The following is a 22,940-nucleotide window of genomic DNA, read 5'->3' as shown; positions in this document are numbered from 1 at the left end:
TTATGCAAAATCACAACATGCTCGCCCGCATCGCTCGTGGAAATCTCGTTCTACAGATCCTTGCTGGTATTGTTTTCGGTGTCGTTCTCGCCATGGTTTCTCCTTCAGCAGCTCAAGATGCAGGCCTACTAGGTAGTCTGTTTGTTGGTGCTCTGAAAGCTGTTGCCCCAATTTTAGTATTCATTCTTGTTGCAGCTTCTATCGCAAACCAAAAGAAAGGTCAGCATACCCATATGCGTCCAATCATTGTGCTTTACCTGATTGGTACCTTCTCAGCTGCACTTACAGCCGTAGTATTAAGCTTCATGTTCCCAACCACTTTGACACTGGTTGCTGGCGCTGAAGGTGCTAACCCTCCTCAAGGTATTGCTGAGGTTCTTCATACTCTTCTATTCAAGCTTGTAGATAACCCAGTTAGCGCGCTAATGAACGCGAACTACATCGGTATTCTTGCTTGGGCAATCGGCCTAGGTCTTGCACTGCACCACGCATCTGCAACAACCAAAGCGGTTTTCGAAGACCTTAGCCACAGTGTTTCACACATTGTTCGCTTCATTATTCGTCTTGCGCCATTCGGTATCTTCGGTCTTGTTTCGACAACATTTGCAACAACGGGCTTCGATGCACTAGCAAGTTACGGTCAATTACTAGCGGTTCTACTAAGCTCAATGCTGATCATTGCTCTTGTGGTTAACCCATTGCTTGTATTTGCAAAGACAAAACAGAACCCATACCCACTAGTACTGCAATGTATTCGTGAATCTGGTGTAACGGCATTCTTCACTCGTTCAAGTGCTGCAAACATCCCAGTGAACATGAACCTTTGTAAGAAACTAAACCTAGACGAAGATACTTACTCTGTATCTATCCCACTAGGCGCAACGATCAACATGGCGGGTGCTGCAATCACCATCACTGTGTTAACGCTTGCAGCTGTACACACAATGGGTATTGAGATTGATATCTTCACTGCTATCCTACTAAGCCTTGTTGCTGCAGTATCTGCATGTGGCGCTTCAGGCGTTGCCGGTGGTTCACTACTACTGATTCCTCTAGCTTGTGGCCTATTCGGCATCTCAAACGATGTAGCAATGCAGGTTGTAGCGGTTGGTTTCATCATTGGTGTGATTCAAGATTCAGCTGAAACAGCGCTTAACAGCTCAACTGACGTAGTCTTCACTGCGGCTGTATGTAAAGCTGAACAAAACAAAGCTTAATCGGCTCCTAGCTATTCGGCTTCAGCTCTAAGCTCTAAAAGCAAATAGCACATAAAAAAAGGGAAGCATCAGCTTCCCTTTTTATTGTCTTGAGTTTCTCGATTAGAGCTAAAACTATTGTCGACTAATCGCAAGTTGCTCCATCGATAATCGAACACAGCTAATGAGCGCTACTTACTGATTTCGATTCCAGTTAGACTCAACAGCAGACTGACTGAAGTCTAAAGAGCCACTATTCTGACTCGCTGGTTTATCTGTTACAGCCTGCTCGGTGTTTACCTGTTGGCTGTAATCAACATTAGCCTCTTGAGCACCCGGCACTTGAGTCTCTATGTGACTCGCCTCTACATTCAACTCATTCCCTTCTTCATCGAGCACTTCTTTCACTTTCTTCGGAACAGGTACATTGCGTTTGTAGAGCTTGTTAAGCGCCTTAATAATCGAATGCTTAGTGATTGCTTCTTGGGTCAGCTTGGTCATTATCGGCTTAGTCAGAGCCTGTAAGCCCACGACTGCATCCACACCAAGCTCCCCGCCTACTTTATCCCGCAAATGCTTCGCTTCTGAGTAACCAAAGTGGGCCGATAGAAATAGCCAGATATACGCGATAGCGTTGCCATGTTCACCATGGTCGATCCAAGCCTCACCAGCTCTAAACATCGCTTCTGCACTGTTCTTTTCTGCGGCCGTTTCAAACCAGTAAACAGCCTCACCATGGTTAGGCTCAACACCCACACCGTTCAAATAACTCATACCAAGTTTAATCTTACCGTCTAGGTTATTTTTTTCAGCGGCCTTTTGGTACCACTCGACCGAACTTTCGGCAGAGTAGTCCGGATTTTCTTTATCTAGACACCAGTCACCGATAAACAGCATCGCTTCGGTATTACCACCAGCCGCAGACTCTTCGATATAGGTGTAGCCTTTAGGGATGTTCTTATCGGTTCCACGACCAAAGACGAGCGCTTTACCCATCTCGAATTTCGCCGATACGTCATTGTCTAAAGCAGAGATTGCTAGCTGCCAAAAGTTGGCTTTCTCTCTTAAAATCAGGTCTTCTTTGCGCTTCATGCTTAGGCGTACAATGCCGTACATGCCATTGATATTATCGAGTTGCGCCGCTTTGTCGTACCAATACAGAGCTTCCTTAATATTGTTACGTTCAGCTTCTTTCGCCAAATACAGAATCGACGGTACATGCCCGGTTTCGGCTTTGAAGTGACGCTCTTTTTGCTCTTGGATACGCGCTTTTTCAATCGCTTTGCGGTAAGCGACAGCACGAGCCTTACGTTCTTGTTCCAAGCGCTGCTTTCTTAGCGATAAAGAGATCAGCCACACGGCGACAAGTATTAACGAAAGAGCCGTCGCACCAATTGCGATTCCCATTGTACTCATAAAATATTTTAACCTAACTCGGCTGATATCAGCCTCGGTGTCGAGGAGTTATCAACCTATAGTGAATGTTTCGAATTACAGGGAAACGCGCCGTTATTAAAACGTTCCGCCCTAAAATGAACTTAGTTCAGTATCTCAGGAATACATAGCGATAAAAAGTCTCCTAAGACCCATCCTTATGTACTCCATAAATGGTGTGATCTTGCTTCAATATCGATTACTTATGAAGACCACCTGTCATCAGAAAATCAGTGGTAAAAGTAATGATTCCACATCCCTAATACCTTACATCTATGGTTAGGTGAGCTGCCCATAAATGTATGCTAACTCAGCAACTGTTTTCGCAGAAAACTTCTTCATCAAACTCGCTCGGTGTACTTCCACAGTTCTCATTGCAATGCACAATTCATCGGCAATTTTCTGGTTACGCTTACCGTCGATAATTTGTTTGAGGATATCTATCTCACGCTCGGTTAACGACGCGTACGCTTGGCGATACACGTTCAGGTGTAAGTGTTTTTCAGAAGCGTCCAAACCTTGTTTGATTGCCTCAGCCAACTCACTGCCTTTAACTGGCTTTTGGAAAAAATTCACCGCACCGGCTTGCAGAGCTTCCACGGCCATTGGCACATCGCCATGCCCTGTGAGATAGATAACCGATAACGGGCTCTGCGCTTTCACCATCAGATCATGAACTTGCTGCCCTCTCATCTCTGGCATTCGGCTGTCTAATACCACGCAACCCGGCGCACTCAAATCCACTGAATTCAAAAAGCTTGGTCCATCTTCACAAGCTGATACGGTAAAATCATGCTCTTCCAGTAAGAACACCAATGAATCACGCATTGACTCATCGTCATCAACCACATAGACCGGCAACGTTTGATGAAGTTCAGACATAACAAGATTCCTCATGAATCATTTGAAAGAGAGAAAGGTAAAGTCACCGCGACATGACAACCATGTGGAGTGAGAGACGTAATGCTCATTTGACCACTGTGGTCTTCAATCACGTCTTGGCATATCGCAAGCCCTAGACCCAAGCCGTTTTCTTTGCTGCTCACAAAAGCTTGAGTCACTTGATGCTCGGTAAAATCTAATCCCGTGCCATTATCGATAACTGACAACATCATTTTATCGGGTTGATACTCGGTAATCACTTTAATTGTCGCTGGCTCGTAGTTTTTGTTAGCAATATCAGACATCGCGCGCTGCTGTTGGGCGTTACACGCATCGGTCGCATTGTTGATCAGGTTTACAATCACTTGTTGTAGCCCCACCGAATCAACATGCATCTCCATGGGCTTACCTACGACGTAACGCTCAACGGTAATCTGGTGCTGTTGTAAACGGAACTGTAGCAATTCAATAGTGTCTGATAGTAACTGCTCGATGTCAGTCTGCGACTTCTCTGATGAGCGTTTCTTTATCATGTTTCTTAGGCGCCGAATGATCGCGTCTGCTCGATCCACTTGCGATTGGATCTTCTCAAAGACAGGTTCAATATCGGTGAGTGGCTTGTTCTTCGAAATCCGCAATAAACCGCCTTCGCTGTAGTTACGAATCGCCGCCAAAGGTTGATTGATCTCATGCGCTAGACTGCTCCCCAACTCACCCACGACGGCGATGCGTTGAGAATGCTCTAGCTGTTCACTCTTACTCTTTAGCTTGTTAAGTGTCGCTTCTAACTGCTTTTTGCTGCGACTGAACTTGTACTCAAGCCAAAAGTGGTAAGCATTCAAGAACACGACTAACAAGAAAAACGCCCATGCCCATTGCTGATTGTACTTCAGCCAGATTAACGCTTCTTTCCACCAAGGTTGTTGTAGTGGGTGCATATCGAGTTGCTGATAAAGCTTGTCGATCGGCAATAAGCTTGTGGGTGATGTCCAGCCGGAAGCATTCGCCGCAATCGCTGGCCCACTGTTTTTTGGCATCGCAAATAGTACCTGACTCATTTGCTTAGCCAGTGCTGAAGAGGCTCGCTCTGTTTTGGCAAATGACCAGTTGGAATACAGAGGTGTAGACACTTGGCATCGGAACCCTTCCGGTGCTTGGTTGCCAATAACACGATATTGTTCAGCCACCAGCAAGCCTTCACTGATCATGTTTTCAACCAAACAGGCTGGGACGACTGCCGCTTCAATGTGACCATCTCGCAGCTGATACAGACTCGCATCAATCGGGAAGCCCAAGAAATGAGTATTAGAGAAAAATTGGTTGGGGTTCAGCCCTTCCTGCATCACTTGATAGCGCATGGTGAGGTACCCGCCAAACGCATTTTCAGAAACCGCAGCAATTGGTTTTCCGACGAGCTGTTCAAACGAGATATAGGGGGACATTCTTCTGACCACCAATGCCGATCCGATACTGCGCGTGCTGCTCACACCTTGATCGTTGTAGTTGTGGCTAGTCATGGTCACCATCCAAGAGAGGTCATACTGACGCCCTAAGCGAACCGCCTGACCTGGATTAGTGACAACAAAATCGACCTCGACCTTCTTTACCGCTTCCGCCATCTCTTCCAAGTTGAAAGGCTTGAGAACAAAATGTTTACCCGGGATACGCTCAGACAACCAGTCCATTGTTGGTTGCCAACGTTGTTGCGCTGCAAGTTTACCCCTGATGGCTAAAACACCCACTTCAATCGTCTGGTCTGGTTCAATCGTATTTGTCGCTACTGAAACAGGTTCCGTTTGACCAGCGACACAAACACCTACGCTTAAGCTCAGCCAGCAGATACTGATGAATGTGATGAGGTTGCGAGCAGTCACGGACATCTCTTTATTCAATCGGATTACCTATTCAATGATTTCTCAATGCGTTAAAACGCTTTTAAACAAAGCATAACAGCTAGATAGCGAAAACCACATTTGTTCTAGATCAACTTTGATCTGGGTATGTGGAAATCCACAATACCCCGTTAACAGTCAAAAACTGACAATGAGCCTAACAGATCGAATACCCATTTATAGGTACCTCTATGGACTCATTGAAAAGACGGTTTCTAAGCCAATTCGGTAAAGTTTCCGCCGGCGCTGCGCTCATTCCCATTACCGGAATCAACACCGCAGTCGCGAGCACAGCCATTCGCAATAACAACCAGCCTGACCGCAAAGGCGAAGTAGGCAAGCGCTACGCGATGGCGATTGATTTACGTAAATGCGTTGGTTGTCAGGCATGCACTGTTGGCTGCAGCGTTGAAAACCAAGCGCCAATCGGCCAGTTCAGAACCACCGTAAAACAGTATGAAGTCTCCCTTGATGATGGTTCGACTGCTCAACAAGACGTGAAATCATTCATGTTACCTCGCCTATGTAATCACTGTGACAACGCACCCTGCATCAAGGTTTGTCCTGTTCAAGCGACCTTCCAGCGTGAAGATGGGATAGTGATGGTCGACAACGAACGCTGCGTAGCCTGTGCTTACTGTGTTCAAGCTTGTCCTTACGATGCTCGTTTTATTAACAACGACACGCTTACCGCCGACAAATGTACCTTCTGTGCACACCGCCTTGAAGATGGGTTGCTGCCCGCTTGTGTAGAAACTTGTGTCGGTGGCGCGCGTGTCATCGGTGACCTTAAAGATCCAAACAGCGAGATCAACCGTCTGCTCAATGAAAACCAAGACGACATCAAGGTGCTTAAGCCTGAGCAGAATACCAACCCCCATGTTTTCTATATCGGCATGAACGAGCGATTCGTTAGCCACATTGAAGGCCAACCTGCGATTTATGATCCAGCCGCCATCGATAACTCATCCTCTAGCAAACAAGAATTGGCAATCGCGACACAAGGCAAACAAGGAGAGACAGCATGAATATCACTGAGGTGTTAGTCCCCGCTCAAGAGATCGCTTGGCTACCGTGGGCGGTTCAATATTTCTTCTACATTGGTTCAGCTTACGCAGCGGCTATTCTGTTCTTGATTTCACTTGTATTCAAAAACTCAACCAGCCATCAATTCCGTTCTGCCCTTGTGCTTGTGATGGCCATCGGCGCGATTGTTGGGCCATTAGCATTAACCGGTGATTTACACCAACCGGGACGTGCTTGGCACTTCTACGCTCACATCACGCCTTGGTCATGGATGTCATTAGGCTCTCTATTCCTACCTTTGTTCTCTGGTCTGGCTGTTGCGACAGCTTGGGTTTACCTGCGTGATGACATCGCACAGCTTAAGGAAAGTGAAAACCCACTTCTAAAACGTTTGGCTTGGCTGACGCTAGGTCAATGGCAAATATCGTCAAAGCTGATGATTACGCTCGCTGCTGTGACGGCTATTTCGGGCCTAAGCATCGCGCTTTATACAGGCGCAGAGATAGCAATTTTGGCGAGCCGACCGCTTTGGCATCAACCGGCTTCTCCACTACTTTGGTTCACGACCGCATTCTTTGCTGCAACGGGTTTAACGCTGTTGATTTGGGCTCTGCTGCCTTCAAGTAAACCAAGCTTAAAACCAACAGACCTAGCTCTGATACAAAGAACCATTACCTTGACAGGTGGCCTTGCCATCATTCTTACGTCGATTTGGGCATCTAACCATGGTCACTTCAATCTCTATGAGAACAACGCTTGGGGAATCAATCTAGGCATCATGACCACCAGCATTTTGCTGTGTATGATCTTAGTTCTCCCCCTACAACGCTTATCGCAAAGCAAGCTAGGAATTATCTGTGTAGCACTTGCGACCATGATTTCAGCATGGGCGGTACGCTGGGTCACCATGATGGAAGTTCAAACCATTCCACGTTTTGATGTAGGCCCATTCCCTTATGAACTGCCGATGGGGAGCGCTGGGCTACTTGGCATTATTGGTATGTGCGGCCTTTGGTTAGCGCTTGCGCTGTTCGCTTCTGAAATCGTGTCTACTGGATCTAAAAGAACAACTGGCTCTGCACAAAAGACAGAATCTAAGCCAAACCCAAACACACCGTCACCACTTAACCGCTCACATAGCTTGTAGTCTGAGGAATCATCATGGATAACAAACGTCGTCAATTTTTGAAAACAGGCCTTGCTGCCGGTGGTGTTGGAGCTTTTGCTGCAGGTTATGCGACAACCACAAAGCACATGGTTCACGGTGCTATCGATGGCACCGCGGGCAAGAAAACCAATCACATCCATCACGGTAACTCGCTCGAGACGGAATACAGTGTCGATGAGCAAGGTAAGATTTCGCCGAATCCAAACCAACGCGTTGCACCATCAATGTGTTTTGGCTGCTGGACATTGTGTGGCTTACGTGTGCGTATCGATAATCGCAATGACGAGATTTTGCGCATCTCAGGCAACCCTTACCACCCGCTATCAAGCGACCAACAGATCCCGTTCAAAACGCCTGTAAAAGACGCCTACATTGGTTTGTCTGGTGAATCAGGTATCAATAACCGCTCGACAGCCTGCGCCCGCGGTAACGGCATGTTAGAGATTCAAAACAGCCCATACCGAATCACTCAACCGCTCAAACGCGTTGGTAAGCGTGGTGAAGGCAAGTGGGAGCCAATCAGCTACGAACAACTAATCTCTGAGATCACCGAGGGTGGTGACTTATTTGGTGAAGGTGAAGTTGAAGGCTTACGATCGATTCGCGACATCGAAACGCCACTTGATCCGAACAACCCTGAATACGGACCAAAAGCCAACCAACTGCTTGTGACCAATGCCGGTAATGAAGGCCGTGACGACATCTTGAAGCGTTTTGCATTTAACAGCTACGGTACTCGCAACTTTGGCCATCACGGTTCTTACTGTGGCTACGCGTTCCGTGCAGGTTCAGGTGCGATCATGAATGATCTAGACAAATTCTCGCACTTAAAGCCTGACTTCAATAACGCAGAGTTCATTCTTTTCATCGGTATGTCTCCGGCTCAAGCGGGTAACCCGTTTAAGCGCCAAGCAAGACAACTGGCTGAGGCTCGTACCAACGGAAAACTGAGCTACACCATAGTGACACCAAGCCTTCCTGCAGGATCTTCAAGCCTTGCTGCGGGCGATCGCAACAACTGGCTACCGATCAAACCGGGCACCGATTCAGCATTAGTACTGGGCATGATCCAATGGATCATCGAGAACCAACGCTACAATCACGACTTCTTGTCTCGCCCAAGTGCGCAAGCGATGCAAAAAGCAGGCACCACGCATTGGTGTAATGCTTCACACCTTGTAATCAGTGACGAAGCACACCCACAAAACGGGCGTATGCTTCGCGCATCGGATGTGGGTTTGCTAGAAACAGGCGAACCGATGTCTGACGATGATGGATTTATCGCACTAGATGTGACAACGTCACTATTATCATCGCATATTCAGGTGAATGAAGCGGCTCTGTTCGTCGATCAAGACGTAGAAATTGATGGTCAAACCGTTCGTGTGAAGTCTTCTCTACAAAGATTGAAGGAAGAAGCCTTCAGATACGACCTTGCTTATTACAGTGAGCAGTGTGAAATCCCGCAAGACCAAATTATTGCACTAGCGAAACGCTTCACAAGCTACGGAACGAAAGCAGTTGTTGATACTCACGGTGGCAACATGCACACCAACGGCTTCTACAACTCGTTCTCTATTCTGATGCTGAACGCGCTGATCGGTAACATCAATGCAAAAGGCGGTGCGATGGCGAAAGCTGGTGGCTACCCAACTTCTGTTGCAGGCCCGCGTTATGACTTTACCAAGTTCAAGGGTAAGACTAAGCCTCAAGGTGTGTTCTTGTCTCGCAGCAAATTCCCATATCACAAGACCAGCGAATACAAGCGTCGCGTTGCTGCAGGTGAATCACCTTACCCGACACGCGCGCCGTGGTACCCAATCTCAGCGCCGCTTTTAACCGAGCATTTATCAGCAGCCATTGATGGCTACCCTTACCGCGCAAAAGCGTGGATCAACCACATGGCGAACCCACTCTATGGCGTACCGGGTTTAGACAACCTGTTAGGCGACAAGCTTAAGGACCCAAAACAGCTTGGTTTGATCGTCTCTATCGATGCCTTCATCAATGAAACTACAGCACTATCAGATTACCTAGTGCCAGACACGGTAACCTACGAAAGCTGGGGCATGGCAACACCTTGGCATGGCGTTGCAACTAAGGCGATCACCGCTCGTTGGCCGATTGTTGAACCTAAAACTTCTCGCACTCAGGACGGACGTGCCATCAACCTAGAAAACTTCTTTATTGATGTCGCGAAAGCGCTCGATCTAGGTGGATTTGGCGATGATGCAATCAAAGACAGCCAAGGCAATTGGTTCGGTATCCATAGTGCAGAAGACTTCTACCTGCGCTCAGCGGCTAACTTAGCATTTGCCAAAGGCGGCGTGCCCAATGTCGATGCGGAAGACATTGTTTGGTCTGGCCTAGAGCGCCTAATGCCTGTGATGAAAGAAACGCTCAAGCCAGAAGAAATGCTCAAGGTGGCGTATATCTTTGCGCGTGGCGGTCGTTTCGAAGACGCAACCAATGCCTACACCAATGAAACCATGAAATACAAATGGACCAAACCTTTGGCTATCTGGAATGAAAAGCTGGGTACCTCTCGCAACACCATCAGTGGCGAACAGTACATGGGTTGCCCGACATGGTATCCACAGAAGCTGGCAGACGGCACACCTTTGGCAGAGCAATTCCCGACCAAAGAGTGGCCATTTACTCTGACCAACTTTAAATCCAACATTCACAGTGCAGTATCTAACTTGTCACCACGTTTGGAGTCGATCAAAGGCGTGAACCCAGTTTACATTCACCCGCAAGACGCCTCTTCTGCTGGCATCAAAACAGGCGACGTATTTGCCATTGAAACACCGAGTTCAACTACACACGCGTTGGCGATGGTGATTGATGGCATCAAGCCGGGCACATTAGGCTTTGAACATGGCTTTGGCCATAAAGAACTTGGCGAACGTGCACACTGGATTGGCGACACGCAACAACCCGTAAAGATGAAGTCCAACGATGGCGTTAACATCAATGATATTGGCTTGATTGACCCGACGAGAGAAGGCAAAGGCGTGATGCTAGATTGGGTAGTCGGCGCAGCAGCAAGACAAGCGCTTCCGGCTAAGATCTACAAAGTCTAATCAGTAATCCAATACAGCCCCTACTGATACTTAGTTAGGGTGACAACAGAGCAACTTCACCATTCGAAGTTGCTCTGCTTTTGTATCAGCCAATACATCGACAGTATTCAACCCGCAACATCCAATCCAGTCGTAACAACCAAAGATTCTTCACTTCTCGTTTCTTCTCTTCACCACAACTTTTATAGCCAGCCTCCATAAAGCAGCTATGCTTATACAATCGGTGCCATAAAAGAGCCTTAACAAGCAGTTACATCGAGGCGAACATGGCAGTTCCCTTGCATTTCGTTAACGGCAGTCAGATTCTCCTATCGAAATCCACATCAATACCATCATGGTGATTAATGTGAGACTCACCTCAAGTCCCAAGTGAATTAATGTGGAAATCCACAATAGCGCGAGCAACCAATTATGTCGAAAATGCGTGCATTACAACCAATAGCGACGCCTCATGACTAAGCTAAAAATTAAAACTCAAACTCTAACGCTTTGTATCGCAGCTCTGGGAAGCCTTTCTTTATCCGGTTTTGCACAAGCAGCGCCTAATCCAATGCCAGAAGCTGCAGAAACCTGTAGTGGCTGCCACCAAGCTGACGGTAAAGGCATGCCCAACATTGCCCCTATGCTAGCAGGGCTCAATGCTGACTATCTTGAACACCAACTGGTTCTATTCTCTAGTGGTGAGCGTCAAAGCGCGATCATGAAGGGCATGGCGGATGGTGTGTCTGATCCTACCGTTCGTCGTGAAGTAGCAGAGTACTTTGCATCATTACCGTCATACGAATTCAGCGATTTAGAACAGCGCGGCTCACAGGCTGATATTGATAATCCTTATCGTAAGCTTGTATTCCAAGGCGATTGGGATAGAAACATTCCAGCTTGTGCAACCTGTCATGGGCCAAGTGGTATGGGTGTAGACAAATTTCCACGTCTAGCGAGCCAGCACGCCGACTACATTCAAAATCAGCTCAACGCTTGGAAAAACGGCACTCGTAAGGGTGATGATTTGAACATGATGGGCAACATCGCAGGCAAGTTAACCGACGATGAAATCAAAAAACTGTCTTACTACTTCGCATCTTTCCGATACTAAAGGGCTCGCATGAAAACATTACTTTTAATTACCGCAACCCTTGCCTCTGGAATCGCTTACGCCGAAGGTGAGTTGCCCGATCGCCAAACCGAACTGCCCGCTGACGAGAAGCCTCAAGATAACAAGTATCTGGTGCCACGCGACTTGGTTGATATTCCTGCCGGAGAATTTGGTGACAAGGTCAAACTGGGCTACTCGCTGTTTGTCGATTCTCAGCAGATGCGTGGGACGTTCGTAGGCAATGAACAAAACTGTGTAAACTGCCACATGCAAGCGGGCATGAAGGCAAATGCAGCGCCTCTATGGGGAGCTTACATGGCCTACCCAGCTTACCGTAAGAAAAACGACAAGGTAAACAGCTACGCAGAGCGTATCCAAGGTTGTTTCACTTACTCAATGAATGGCTTGCCACCAGCAGTTGGCTCAAAAGAGATGGTCGCGCTAACGGCTTATTCATATTGGTTGGCGATGGGTGGCATCTTAGATAAAAACGGCATGCAAGACACTCCAGTTCCTGAGATCAGCGATGCAGATTTGCAAGTCGGTGGTAAAGCGGAAAGCTTCCCTCTTCCTGAAGAGCTGTTAAGCAAATACCCAATTGATGACCGCAGCAAGCTGGCAGGTCGTGGCTACCCTAAGATTGCCAACCCAGAACAAGAGCCGTCGATAGCGCGTGGTGAAAAGGTTTACCAAACCAGCTGCCAAACTTGTCATGGTCAAAATGGTGAAGGAATTAAAGGAGCTGATGGTCGCTCATACCTACCGCCACTTTGGGGAGAGAATTCGTTCAACTGGGGCGCAGGTATGCACCGCGTGAACACCGCTGCCTACTTCATCTATGAAAACATGCCGCTTGGAAAGAGCCAACAGCTTTCGATTCAAGATGCTTGGGATGTGGCCGCGTTTGTGAATAGCCATGAGCGCCCACAAGACCCGAGATACAAGGGCGATGTGGCTGATAATGCAGAACGCTATCACAAACATCAGGGCTACTACGGTAAAGAAGTGGATGGCCACGTATTGGGTACAAAAGCTTATCCAAGTGGCAAAGAAGTGATTCATAATCACTAGCTTCACTTAAAGAGGGACTCTTTTCGAGAAAAGAGCCGTTCACACCAGCTATAGCTACACTTTACATTGTAAATCAGTTATAGCCTGAGAGTAAAAAGGAGCCAGTTCGTATGAAGTTCTGGCTCCTTTTTTTATTTGATATGGCATAGAAGCAGCTAACCTTGCTGCATCTTCTCCCAAATGGTTGGAGAGCCAATATAGTCTTGAACCGTAGTGATGAACTCTTTCACCAGCTTGGTCTGCTTGCGGTGTGGATAGACAGCATAAATCGCGGTATCGATTGTAGAAATCGGATAATCCGGTAGCAAGGTGACCAAGCCAAGTTCTTTCATTGAGGCATACAGGTTTGATTGATCAAGGAAGCCATAACCTAGACCATCTTTCACACAAGACACCATGGTACGAACATCACTCACCTTATAGTTGCCACGAATCGTCAGGCTTTGGAAAGTATTGCCATGCGGCTCTTCACTGATACGCAGATGATCAACCGTCATATCGCCATTGGTATAAATCACCGCAGGCAAAGCTAGCAAATCTTGTGGTGTCTTAGGTTCACCGTGCTGCTTAACAAAATCATTCGACGCGACCAACATGAAGTTACTGTCAGCAATCTTCTTCGCAATCAAATTCGATTCAACAAGCTTGCTGAAGCGAAAGGCGATATCGAATTGGCCTGCGATGATGTTGGCGATCTTATCGTCCAGTGAAAGGACAATCTGAACATCCGGGTACTTTCTCATAAACTGAGTGATGATAGGTTGCAGGTATTGCTGACCAAAATAGATCGGAGATGTAATTCGTAACACACCTTTGGGTTCAGACTGGTATGAATCAGCAATGCCTTGGATCTGATTAATGGTATCTTTCAGCACATAGGTTTGCGCTAAAATATCTTCCCCTGCCGACGTCAATGAGAACGAGCGCGTAGAGCGGTTGAGCAACTGAACACCTAAGTCTTGCTCAAGCTTTTTTATCTGTTTAGAGAGTGATGAATTGTCCATATCATGCAAGGTTGCCGCTTTGGTGAACGACCCTTGTTGAACCACATCTAAGAACAATAACAACTGATTAGTATTGGGCACTTCGCCTCTCCTGCAATAAAACTCGATTAGCGTTCATCTTTAGGGGTATCCATCACAACCATAGTCGTTATGGATTGAACCTGAGCACATTCCCCAAGTACATCGGCATGAAACTTCTTATATCCCGGCAGATCTTTGGTTTCGACTCTCAACAAATACTCGTTAGCGCCAGTGATGTTGTGACATTCCACCACCTCTTTTTCCATGCTGACATGTTGTTCAAATTCCAACTGAGCCGCTTTGCTATGGCTAGATAAGCCAATCGAAACGTAGGCAATAAAACCAATGCCCATTAAGCCATTATCAAGAACCGCGCGGTAACCTTGAATGATCCCTTTACGCTCAAGATCTTGTACTCGCCTTAAGGTCGCTGAAGCCGACAGACCAATTCGTTCTGAAAGCTCAATGTTGGAGATTCTGCCGTCCAATTTAAGCTCTTGCAATATCCTTTCGTCAAATCTATCCATAGGTACTTATTATTGTGCATTTAGTGATAATAGATGAAATAAAAGCACATAATTGCCTCACTTTCCACCTACTATGTTTCTCAACACGTGAAAGTCATGACCGGTCAGTCACTTCGTTCATTTTATTGCTGGAGAACCATAATGCCTTTAGAACAACTTAGCGCGCTTGCCTTGTTTGCGTTTGTCTCGACCTTCACGCCGGGTCCAAATAACATCATGCTCATGACATCAGGTGCCAATGTTGGCTTTGCTCGTACCATTCCACACATGCTTGGCATAGCTCTAGGGTTTGCCGCTATGTTGCTGTTGGTTGGCTTCGGCTTAATGGGGATTTTCAATGCATACCCGGTGACGCACCAAATCTTGAAATACCTGAGCCTTGCTTACTTGGTTTACCTAGCGATTAAAATAGCAAAGAGTGGAAAAGCTAAAAGCACTGAAGCTTATAAACCGATGACCTTCATTGGCGCGGCAAGTTTTCAGTGGGTTAATCCGAAAGGTTGGTCAATGGCACTGACAGCCATTTCTGTTTATAGCAGCGGTAGTTCATGGTGGGAACTTGCAATCATCGCAGCGATATTCACACTAGCTAACTTGCCATCCGTAACTTTCTGGACGGCAGCAGGCAAGCAACTGCAACACTGGCTAACAACGCCAGTCCGCATCAAAAGCTTCAACTATGGCATGGCGGGGTTGCTGTTAGCCTCAACGATTCCGATGTTGTAGCCAGATAGCTTCCATATGATGGTTAGCAAGTGATTACTAACCATCAATTTCATTACAAGTATCCAATAACCTCACTAACCCAACGACCGAATATCGCCTGCCCACTCGGTGTTAACGTCCATATAAACACTGCTATATTCATCGCCACCGTCAGCCAATAAATCGCTCTGAACGGCTGCTTTTGCGTTTTATGACGCAGCTTGTCTTGTGCGAGCAAAGCCCCCAACCAACCACCAGCTACAGAAAAAACATGCAAGGTTTTCTCTGGAACACGCCAATTACCATTGATCGCTGCTCGCTTGTCTTTCGCGTACACAAAAAACGTCACCAATCCGATAACCAAATACCACACCAACAGCGCTTTAGAACTTTCTGTAAACAACACAGATATCGCAACCAACATCAGATAGGTGATAGCAATTTTAATAGATGAAGACAACATCAACTCCTTTTGGGTAACAGCTCACATATTGTGGCAATTACGCCCTGTAGATTTTGATAGAAAGAGCTCAGTAGCACGGAGCTAGTCTACTAAGAAACCTCTTCCTAAACACACGTTGGATCTATCGTAATCGAAAGGATCTGAAAATAGAAATGACAGTATTTTCACACTTATGTGAATCCATTTTTAGTGTCAAAATATTTGTGGTTACTCCACACTAATTAATAGGGTTATTATTAGCTATAGTAGCAATAAAAACGGTAATAAATAAAACTTTATTGCCATTGAAAAATAAGAGCCAAAAAAAGTGGTATTCGTCTCACATTAATAAGGATGAGTTCTCATCCTTATTATCTACTCCTATCCTCTACGCCTTAGGTTATTGATTCCGAACATATGAGTCATTGATCCAATTAATCCAGCACTAACCAAATACAAAGCGTGATATTGACACTAGGTTTCTTATAATTACGAATTAAAAATAACTTTATACATTGCCATCACAAATAGTTGACCTTGGTTAAAGCTAGGATATTTATCTTCATAAAAAGTGAAATATGGATATCAAAACGTGAACAACATAAATATTAATAAAATTATATCTCTACGAAACACCTTCAATATGACCAAAAAGAGAAGCTTCAAGCGCTCGACTTTGGCCAAAGCGATTTTACCTCTATTCACCGCTACTTTGATCGCAGGTTGTGGCAGTGATAGCGACAATGACACAGACGCAGGCAACGATGGCTTATACAAAGCAGGCGAAAACGAAGTCGTTGTGTATTACAAACGTGATGTTGCAGCCGCGAGCACTTCGGGCTCAACTTACGACGGTTGGGGGCTTCACCTATGGAATGGCGAAGGCTGTACTAGCACAGACTTAAAAGGCATGGGGCTAAGCGAAACGGGTACTAACTGGGAAGCACCTTACGAATTTGATGGTATCAGTGATACCTACGGCGCTTACTATGTGTTGAAAGTCGATCCAGATGCTTCTGACCCACATAAATGCATGAACTTCATCTTACACAATGGCGACGAAAAAGCGTTTGGTAGTGCCAATTCTAAAATCGAGCTAACCAAGCTTGGCGATTCACAAGGCGTATTCGGGTTCCATGGCAGCAGCGAGTTGTACTACGACCCAATTTCAGAGCGCCCAGTGAATATTGATGGCCAAAAAGCGCATTGGTTAGACGCAGACACTATCGCTTGGGAAGCCGCTGGTAACGCCGATTCTGTCAAGCTGTTCTACGCACTCGATAACAGCATCACGATGAACGACGACAAAGAAATCGTGGGTGGCACTGCAATTGAACTGAGCAAAGACGGAGAGCTTTCTACTGAATTGAAAGAGCGTTTCCGCCACCTTGCAAGCTTACCTGCCCTTGCTATCGACGTTGACGACAACACATTACGCACCATCTTAAAATCTCAGATAATTTTTGTTGCCTATAATGCCAATGGCGATGTTATCTCTTCAACTGAGGTTCAAAAGCCAGGTGTGCTTGATGCGGTATTTGCTAGCGAAGATGCTGGTAATGCGATGAGCGAAGAACTAGGAGCGATTGTTGAAGGCAGTGCAGCGACCTTCAAGCTTTGGGCACCAACCGCGCAAGATGTAGAACTCGTCTTGTACAGCGAAGATCTGCAAAGTTCACAAGTGTTCCCAATGACGGAAAGCACTGAGACGGGTATTTGGGCGACTGACGCGGTACCTAACGCTGTCAACAGTTACTATCGCTACCAAGTGAAGGTTTACCATCCAACCACAGGTAACATTGAAACTCGCCTTGTAACGGACCCGTATTCTCTGAGCTTGTCGAAAAACTCTGCGTACTCTCAAGTGATTGACCTAAATGACTCAACCTTGAAACCAACGAACTGGGACGACTACGTACGACCAACCGTTAAAAAAGATGAAGATCATGTACTTTACGAATCACACCTTCGTGACTTTAGCTTCAGCGATAAACTAGGCACAACAAGCCTGAACGGCAAGTACCTAGCTCTCACAGAAGCAGATCGTGAGTCGGTCAAGCACCTACAAGCTCTGCAAGAAGCAGGTTTAACCACGCTGCATATCTTACCGGCATTTGATATCGCGACCGTTGATGAAGATGCCGCGAGCCGTGTTGATATCACCGACACCGTTGGCAAACTGTGTGATGTAAAACCGACTGCTGCCTTATGTGGAAACGAAGACGAAAATAAAGTCATCGAAGATGTACTCGATGGTTATGACCCTTCAACAGGCGATGCGCAAGCATTAATGAACGACCTGCGCATGCTGGACAGCTTCAACTGGGGCTACGACCCATTCCACTACACTGTGCCAGAGGGCAGCTACGCGACCGATCCTAATGGTTCTCAACGTATTCTAGAATTCCGTCAAATGGTGAAAGCCACGCACGACATGGATCTCAAGCTGATCATGGACGTGGTATACAACCACACCAATGCGTCTGGTGTGAACGATAAGTCGGTACTGGATAAGATTGTCCCTGGGTACTACCACCGTCTTAATGTGAACACAGGTGGCGTGGAAAACTCGACCTGTTGTGACAACACTGCGACCGAAAACCTAATGATGGGTAAGTTAATGGTCGACTCACTTAAGGTGTGGGCTGACGACTACAAGGTGGATGGTTTCCGTTTTGACTTAATGGGTCACCAACCAAAAGACGTAATGGTAGAAGCTCTTGCTGAAGTTCGTAAAATCGACGAGAACACACTGTTCTACGGTGAAGGGTGGGATTTCGGCGAAGTAGCGGATAACGCACGCTTCGACCAAGCGAACCAAATCAATATGGCAGGCACAGAGATAGGTACATTCTCTGATCGATTACGTGACGCTGTTCGTGGCGGTAGCCCGTTTGATGGTGGCGTCGATTCAGAAGGCAACCACCCACTTCGCTTTAACCAAGGCTTTGGTAACGCAGCGATTGCCAACGAAGAAACCAAAGTTGATCAAGATTCGATCAATGGTCGTTTGCATAACCAAGACCTTGTTCGTTTAGGTATGGCAGGTAACCTCGCAGAATACGTACTGATTGATTACAAAGGCGATACCAAACTGGGTAAAAACGTTGATTACAACGGCGCGCCAGCTGGTTACACTAAGATGCCTTCAGAGAACATTTCTTACGTTTCAAAACATGATAACCAAACGCTTTGGGATAACAACGCATACAAAATCGCCACCGGTACTAGCTCTGCAGAACGCGCTCGCATGCAGTCGGTCTCACTCTCGACCGTCATGTTGGGCCAAGGCATCCCATTCATACACATGGGTTCTGAACTGTTACGTTCTAAATCAATGCAGCGTGATTCTTACGACTCTGGCGATTGGTACAACCGCGTGATGTTTGATGGTACTGACAATAACTGGAATGTTGGCTTACCTCGTGAAGACAAAGATGGTGCGAACTGGGATCTGATCAAAACTATCATTGCTGACAGCACTGCTAAACCAGACGCAGACGACATTGAACTGACTAAGCAGCAATTCCTAGAACTACTAAAAATCCGTAGCTCAAGTGAACTGTTCCGCTTAGATACAGCAGACGAAGTCATGAAGCGTGTCGATTTCCGAAATGTTGGCGAAGATCAAGTCGAAGGCCTGATTGTCATGTCTATCGATGATGGTGTGTCTGCGGGCGACGATCTTGACCCTGCAAATGATGCGATTGTGGCAGTTGTAAACTCAACTAATGAATCTCAATCGTTCAAAATCACAGGAGCGACAGGCTTTACACTTCATGACGTTCAACAAAACTCTGCTGATGATACAGTGAAAGGTGCAAGCTTCGCCGCTGAGACCTTCACAGTACCGGCACTAACCACCGCTGTATTTGTACAAGCTCAAGGTGATGCACAAGGTGTCGGTCTGCCAGTTGATAACTCTGATAAAGATGTGTCTAGCATTCCGCCATACGGTCAAACTACCGTGTATGTACGTGGTGATATGAATGGCTGGAACCCTGTTGAGGGTTGGGCAATGAGCTTTGTAAGTAACGGCGTTTATTCAGTAACAGGTAGCTTGGAAGCGGGTAACTATGGCTTCAAGTTTGCAGATGCTGACTGGAAAACACCTAACTTTGGTTGTGACTCCGTTGAACTTGCTAATGGGTCAATCAACCTAGGTAGTGATGGTAACTGCCAACTAAGCGTAGCAGAAGCTGGCAGCTACACCTTCACTCTGAATGCGATTAATGAGCTGGATGACAATGTAGAAAAAGCGGTCGTTTCAGTAACCAAGAATTAAGCCTTAAAGCTTACGATTCTAATAAACAGATAATAAAACCAGCGCAAGCTAGCCTTTTGGGAGACCTCAGTCTCCCTTTTTTTGTGCTCAACAAACACCAATCCCAACACGTCCCACCCTTCCCTGACCTTGATTAACATAAATGTTAAGAGATAAACAAACCGCCTTGGTTCTTGGTTCTTGGTTCTTGGTTCTTGGTTCTTGGTTCTTGGTTCTTGGTAGAAAGTATAACGATGTCGTGTGAACGTATAATTCCAGTGTACGTAAAGTTTAGGAGGCCGACTTTAGGTCACTAGATGAAATAGCGATTCGTCAATAGAGCTCGTATTCAGCTATTTGACAAGAGTAAAATAGACGAGAGTGTTTTTTAGTAGTTAGTAAATCAAAACTATAAACAACGAATTACGCCCATTTATATTAGCTATTGGTTATTGGTTATTGGTTATTGGTTATTGGTTATTATGTGTAAGCCTGATATTATTTACATTCAAAGATTCTGGTTAACATGAGTATTACTTTTAATATATTACAATCAATAAAAAAGGCTCCCTACTAGGAGCCCTTCTCTTTATATCAATCAGTATTTACAAACTATTCGACTACTTTTTATTGACGGCTTTTACAAATACTTCTTGCGCGCCTTCAATACCTAGTGCTTTTGCTTCATCTAATAAGCTCAGAGCTTTAGGAATATTGTCTTCAGTTACAGCCGTTTGAATCGCATTGTGATAGTAGGTTTGCGTTTCAGGTTGAATGGTATCGATCTTAGTCGCAGCGGCTGGTTTAGCGTTAGATTCGCTGCTCGATGAACCAATAGAAAAGAAGCTCGCTTTATCGATTGTTACTTCTATCTTACCAACGTTAGCATTTGGAATCGGGATATCTTTCACTTCAGGTAAATAGTTACCACGACCTTCCGCATCTAAACGAGCAGGATGGATCACATCAGTAAAATCACCAATATCAGCTTGATCTGTATAGATAACTAAATAAACTGATTTTGCTGTTGTCGGTGGGTAAAAATCGTTCTCAGCAACGAGACGGTTCCCCAAGTGTAGTCTTGGTTTAGCGTACTCGAAACTCTCTTTACCGTAACGCTCTAGCTCACTACCGTTTTCGTCATAGATAACCGCATTAGGAACAAACGCTGTATCGCCGATAATGCTCGTGATATTAATCGAGTACTCACCGCGATCTGCAGGCAGTTCAATCGCTACTACAGGGCTGTTTATTCCTTGATAGTTTAATACTTGGCTATTTGGTGTCACATCAAAAATTGCCGAGCTTGGAAGCTTCATCGGGGCAAATTGAAGACCAGTAATCGAGTTAACTTGTTCAGCCTGTGCCACTTGCACTTGCTCGACTACTTGTGCAGATTGGCAACCGGCCAATGCAACACAGCCACTCAACATCAGAGCTTTAAAATACATAACCCTTCCTTTTTATTTTTTTAAGAAATTTACTAACTTTAATTACCACAAAGAGAACTATTCACCTAGGGAACGATCAACTTAATCGTACATTCCTTAAAAAAATAGCCGACGCAAGCCGGCTATGAATTAGGACAGTTTAGGATTTTAAGCTAAGTGGCTTACCACCAAGCTTCAACTTGGATACCAACAACGAAGTCGTTGTCAGCACCTTTAGCTGTTACATCTCCGCTCGCATCTTTCACTTCGCCGAATGAATCACCTTCTAGATCCATTAGGTAGCTACCGTATACACGGATTTCAGGACGAGCCCAGAAGCTGTCACCCATTGCCCATGCTTGAGCAACAGTAAATTTAGCGCCACCAAAGTCAACGTTGTCTACTTCACCAGCGTTATAGCCAGCTTCGAAGATAGTACGCATTGTGTCGTTCCACTTATACATTGGACGAGCCACGATAGAGTATTGGCTTGAATCATGCTTATCAACACCTAGGTCTGAACCTGCTAGGTATGCAAGTTGGTGACCCATTTCCCAAGATTCGCCTAGGTTCATTACACCCCAGTTAAGAATACGGTAACCAAAACCATCATCTTGAGCACCAGAGCGATCATAGTAAGCACCAGAACCCCAGAAGTTAGCCATTTGAACGCCGTAACCAGCAGTACCTAGCTGAACAACTGTTTGGTTAAAACCATTGCTCATGTTTTGGTGGATAATACCTGTAGCAAGTAGACCATCATCACCATCGTATTTGCCATTCTTGTTTTCAGTACCGAAGTTGTAAACAACACCAAGCTCTAAACTAGCATCTTCCCATAAACCGATATTCGCTAGGCGAGCATCAGCCATGTAACCAGCACCGTTCTCATCTTCGCCATCTTGAATAATTGCTAAAGAAAGTTTTTGGTTACCAACTGAAATATTTTCAATACCACCACCAGTACCTGATGTATTTAGGAAGTAGAAGTCAGTGATGTGAATATCTTTACGTTGGTAGTATGTTTTACCAGCCCAAAGAGTCGCTTCTTCATCGAAAGATAGAACGCCTTTTGCTTTAACCGCAAACTGAGCAACGTTAAAGTCACCGTCTTCCCAACCATTTGCGCCATCAGCACCAGAAGCAATCATTGACTCTAAACGCCAAGTTTGCTCACCAGTTTTTAGTTCTTCAGCCAAGCCAAACTCAGAGTAGTTGTCGTTTTCATTACCTAGACGGCCAATACCATTCTTCATGAATGAAACGTCACCACCATCATTTCCGCTAATACCAGTACCAGCACGCATGTAGCCATTAAAATCTACAGCGAACGCAGAGCCAGCAGCTAATGTAGTTGCCACTGCAGCAGCAATCAAACTTACTTTTTTCATTCTTAACTCCATTAAGGACGATTTATTTTAGGTTTTTATATTTTTGCTCTCTTGCGGCAACCAAAGGCAGTAATGGTAGTCGTAAGATAGAGAGGTTTAGGGTTTCCCCTGATTCGTTTCAACGGGGTCAATATTAAGAGGGGATGACAAGTTTGACTTCCTCCACCCCTAAGTTAATTAAGGGGGACTAGAGGGGAGTAGAAAATATACAGAATGGTGTTTTAAAGAGGTAGATCACTTAATCTAGGAGGAGTAGACAGCACACAGATCTAATTATTCACCTTAAGTGAGATCTACTTCAAATATAT

16 protein-coding genes are annotated in these 22,940 nt (G+C 45.7%); 8 read left to right on the top strand and 8 right to left on the bottom strand.

Annotated features, from left to right (window positions below):
* Positions 1–2: 2 nt before the first annotated feature.
* A complete protein-coding gene (gene sstT, locus BCV39_RS18280; protein WP_048661005.1) occupies positions 3–1,217 on the top strand; it encodes a serine/threonine transporter SstT in 1,215 nt (404 codons plus the stop codon).
* Positions 1,218–1,391: 174 nt separating this feature from the next.
* Here the strand turns inward: sstT and BCV39_RS18275 are convergent, their stop codons facing one another.
* The 3 genes from BCV39_RS18275 to BCV39_RS18265 form a co-directional block, all read right to left on the bottom strand.
* Positions 1,392–2,603: a tetratricopeptide repeat protein gene (locus BCV39_RS18275; RefSeq protein WP_048661004.1), complete on the bottom strand. Its 1,212-nt coding sequence runs from the start codon at positions 2,601–2,603 to the stop codon at positions 1,392–1,394.
* Positions 2,604–2,909: 306 nt separating this feature from the next.
* Positions 2,910–3,512 carry a response regulator gene (locus BCV39_RS18270; protein WP_102432065.1) on the bottom strand — a complete coding sequence of 201 codons (603 nt, stop codon included), beginning with the start codon at positions 3,510–3,512 and terminating at the stop codon, positions 2,910–2,912.
* 11 nt (positions 3,513–3,523) lie between these two features.
* Positions 3,524–5,386 (bottom strand): sensor histidine kinase, encoded by a 1,863-nt coding sequence (locus BCV39_RS18265; RefSeq protein WP_102432064.1) that lies wholly within the window; start codon positions 5,384–5,386, stop codon positions 3,524–3,526.
* A 209-nt stretch (positions 5,387–5,595) separates the two neighbouring features.
* On the opposite strand from BCV39_RS18265, the gene dsrO reads away from it, so the two are divergent.
* The 5 genes from dsrO to BCV39_RS18240 all read left to right on the top strand — a co-directional run bounded on the left by dsrO (position 5,596) and on the right by BCV39_RS18240 (position 12,848).
* Complete coding sequence (gene dsrO, locus BCV39_RS18260; protein WP_102279811.1) at positions 5,596–6,432, top strand: sulfate reduction electron transfer complex DsrMKJOP subunit DsrO; 837 nt, start codon at positions 5,596–5,598, stop codon at positions 6,430–6,432.
* Positions 6,429–7,577 carry an NrfD/PsrC family molybdoenzyme membrane anchor subunit gene (nrfD, locus tag BCV39_RS18255; protein WP_102432063.1) on the top strand — a complete coding sequence of 383 codons (1,149 nt, stop codon included), beginning with the start codon at positions 6,429–6,431 and terminating at the stop codon, positions 7,575–7,577. Before dsrO ends, nrfD begins: the two co-directional genes overlap by 4 nt.
* A gap of 14 nt (positions 7,578–7,591) precedes the next feature.
* Positions 7,592–10,684, top strand: a complete 3,093-nt coding sequence (locus tag BCV39_RS18250; RefSeq protein WP_102432062.1) for a tetrathionate reductase subunit A — start codon at positions 7,592–7,594, stop codon at positions 10,682–10,684.
* Positions 10,685–11,135: 451 nt separating this feature from the next.
* Entirely contained in the window at positions 11,136–11,777 is a 642-nt protein-coding gene (locus tag BCV39_RS18245) for a c-type cytochrome (protein ID WP_102432061.1), read from the top strand.
* 9 nt (positions 11,778–11,786) lie between these two features.
* Positions 11,787–12,848: a c-type cytochrome gene (locus BCV39_RS18240; RefSeq protein WP_102432060.1), complete on the top strand. Its 1,062-nt coding sequence runs from the start codon at positions 11,787–11,789 to the stop codon at positions 12,846–12,848.
* Between the two features lie 155 nt (positions 12,849–13,003).
* Here BCV39_RS18240 and BCV39_RS18235 read toward each other — a convergent pair whose 3' ends face one another.
* A complete protein-coding gene (locus BCV39_RS18235; RefSeq protein WP_004732134.1) occupies positions 13,004–13,933 on the bottom strand; it encodes a LysR family transcriptional regulator in 930 nt (309 codons plus the stop codon).
* Positions 13,934–13,959: 26 nt separating this feature from the next.
* Positions 13,960–14,400 carry an Lrp/AsnC family transcriptional regulator gene (locus BCV39_RS18230; protein ID WP_102432059.1) on the bottom strand — a complete coding sequence of 147 codons (441 nt, stop codon included), beginning with the start codon at positions 14,398–14,400 and terminating at the stop codon, positions 13,960–13,962.
* Positions 14,401–14,541: 141 nt separating this feature from the next.
* Here BCV39_RS18230 and BCV39_RS18225 point away from each other — a divergent pair, with 141 nt between their 5' ends.
* Positions 14,542–15,126 carry a LysE family translocator gene (locus BCV39_RS18225; RefSeq protein WP_065675799.1) on the top strand — a complete coding sequence of 195 codons (585 nt, stop codon included), beginning with the start codon at positions 14,542–14,544 and terminating at the stop codon, positions 15,124–15,126.
* 52 nt (positions 15,127–15,178) lie between these two features.
* Here the strand turns inward: BCV39_RS18225 and BCV39_RS18220 are convergent, their stop codons facing one another.
* Positions 15,179–15,568, bottom strand: coding sequence for a DUF1294 domain-containing protein (locus BCV39_RS18220; RefSeq protein ID WP_102432058.1), 390 nt, complete (start codon positions 15,566–15,568; stop codon positions 15,179–15,181).
* A gap of 622 nt (positions 15,569–16,190) precedes the next feature.
* On the opposite strand from BCV39_RS18220, the gene pulA reads away from it, so the two are divergent.
* Positions 16,191–19,832 (top strand): pullulanase-type alpha-1,6-glucosidase, encoded by a 3,642-nt coding sequence (gene pulA / locus BCV39_RS18215; RefSeq protein ID WP_102432459.1) that lies wholly within the window; start codon positions 16,191–16,193, stop codon positions 19,830–19,832.
* A gap of 599 nt (positions 19,833–20,431) precedes the next feature.
* Here pulA and BCV39_RS18205 read toward each other — a convergent pair.
* The gene (locus tag BCV39_RS18205) at positions 20,432–21,262 is read right to left on the bottom strand and encodes a MalM family protein (RefSeq protein ID WP_017078578.1); all 831 of its coding nucleotides are present in this window, start codon (positions 21,260–21,262) and stop codon (positions 20,432–20,434) included.
* Positions 21,263–21,423: 161 nt separating this feature from the next.
* Positions 21,424–22,632, bottom strand: coding sequence for a maltoporin LamB (gene lamB, locus BCV39_RS18200; protein WP_017078577.1), 1,209 nt, complete (start codon positions 22,630–22,632; stop codon positions 21,424–21,426).
* Positions 22,633–22,940 lie beyond the last annotated feature (308 nt).

Origin of the sequence: Vibrio sp. 10N.286.55.E10 (assembly GCF_002872555.1) — a bacterium.
In the GTDB taxonomy this organism is placed as follows: Bacteria; Pseudomonadota; Gammaproteobacteria; order Enterobacterales; family Vibrionaceae; genus Vibrio; species Vibrio crassostreae.
This window is presented reverse-complemented; position numbering and strand designations above follow the sequence as displayed.

Excerpts from the sequence above, each read along its gene's own strand:
- sstT (WP_048661005.1), top strand. The coding sequence starts at position 3 with ATGCAAAATCACAACATGCTCGCCCGCATCGCTCGTGGAAATCTCGTT.
- BCV39_RS18275 (WP_048661004.1), bottom strand. The coding sequence starts at position 2,603 with ATGGGAATCGCAATTGGTGCGACGGCTCTTTCGTTAATACTTGTCGCC.
- BCV39_RS18270 (WP_102432065.1), bottom strand. The coding sequence starts at position 3,512 with ATGTCTGAACTTCATCAAACGTTGCCGGTCTATGTGGTTGATGACGAT.
- dsrO (WP_102279811.1), top strand. The coding sequence starts at position 5,596 with ATGGACTCATTGAAAAGACGGTTTCTAAGCCAATTCGGTAAAGTTTCC.
- nrfD (WP_102432063.1), top strand. The coding sequence starts at position 6,429 with ATGAATATCACTGAGGTGTTAGTCCCCGCTCAAGAGATCGCTTGGCTA.
- BCV39_RS18250 (WP_102432062.1), top strand. The coding sequence starts at position 7,592 with ATGGATAACAAACGTCGTCAATTTTTGAAAACAGGCCTTGCTGCCGGT.
- BCV39_RS18245 (WP_102432061.1), top strand. The coding sequence starts at position 11,136 with ATGACTAAGCTAAAAATTAAAACTCAAACTCTAACGCTTTGTATCGCA.
- BCV39_RS18240 (WP_102432060.1), top strand. The coding sequence starts at position 11,787 with ATGAAAACATTACTTTTAATTACCGCAACCCTTGCCTCTGGAATCGCT.
- BCV39_RS18230 (WP_102432059.1), bottom strand. The coding sequence starts at position 14,400 with ATGGATAGATTTGACGAAAGGATATTGCAAGAGCTTAAATTGGACGGC.
- BCV39_RS18225 (WP_065675799.1), top strand. The coding sequence starts at position 14,542 with ATGCCTTTAGAACAACTTAGCGCGCTTGCCTTGTTTGCGTTTGTCTCG.
- BCV39_RS18220 (WP_102432058.1), bottom strand. The coding sequence starts at position 15,568 with ATGTTGTCTTCATCTATTAAAATTGCTATCACCTATCTGATGTTGGTT.
- pulA (WP_102432459.1), top strand. The coding sequence starts at position 16,191 with ATGACCAAAAAGAGAAGCTTCAAGCGCTCGACTTTGGCCAAAGCGATT.
- BCV39_RS18205 (WP_017078578.1), bottom strand. The coding sequence starts at position 21,262 with ATGTATTTTAAAGCTCTGATGTTGAGTGGCTGTGTTGCATTGGCCGGT.
- lamB (WP_017078577.1), bottom strand. The coding sequence starts at position 22,632 with ATGAAAAAAGTAAGTTTGATTGCTGCTGCAGTGGCAACTACATTAGCT.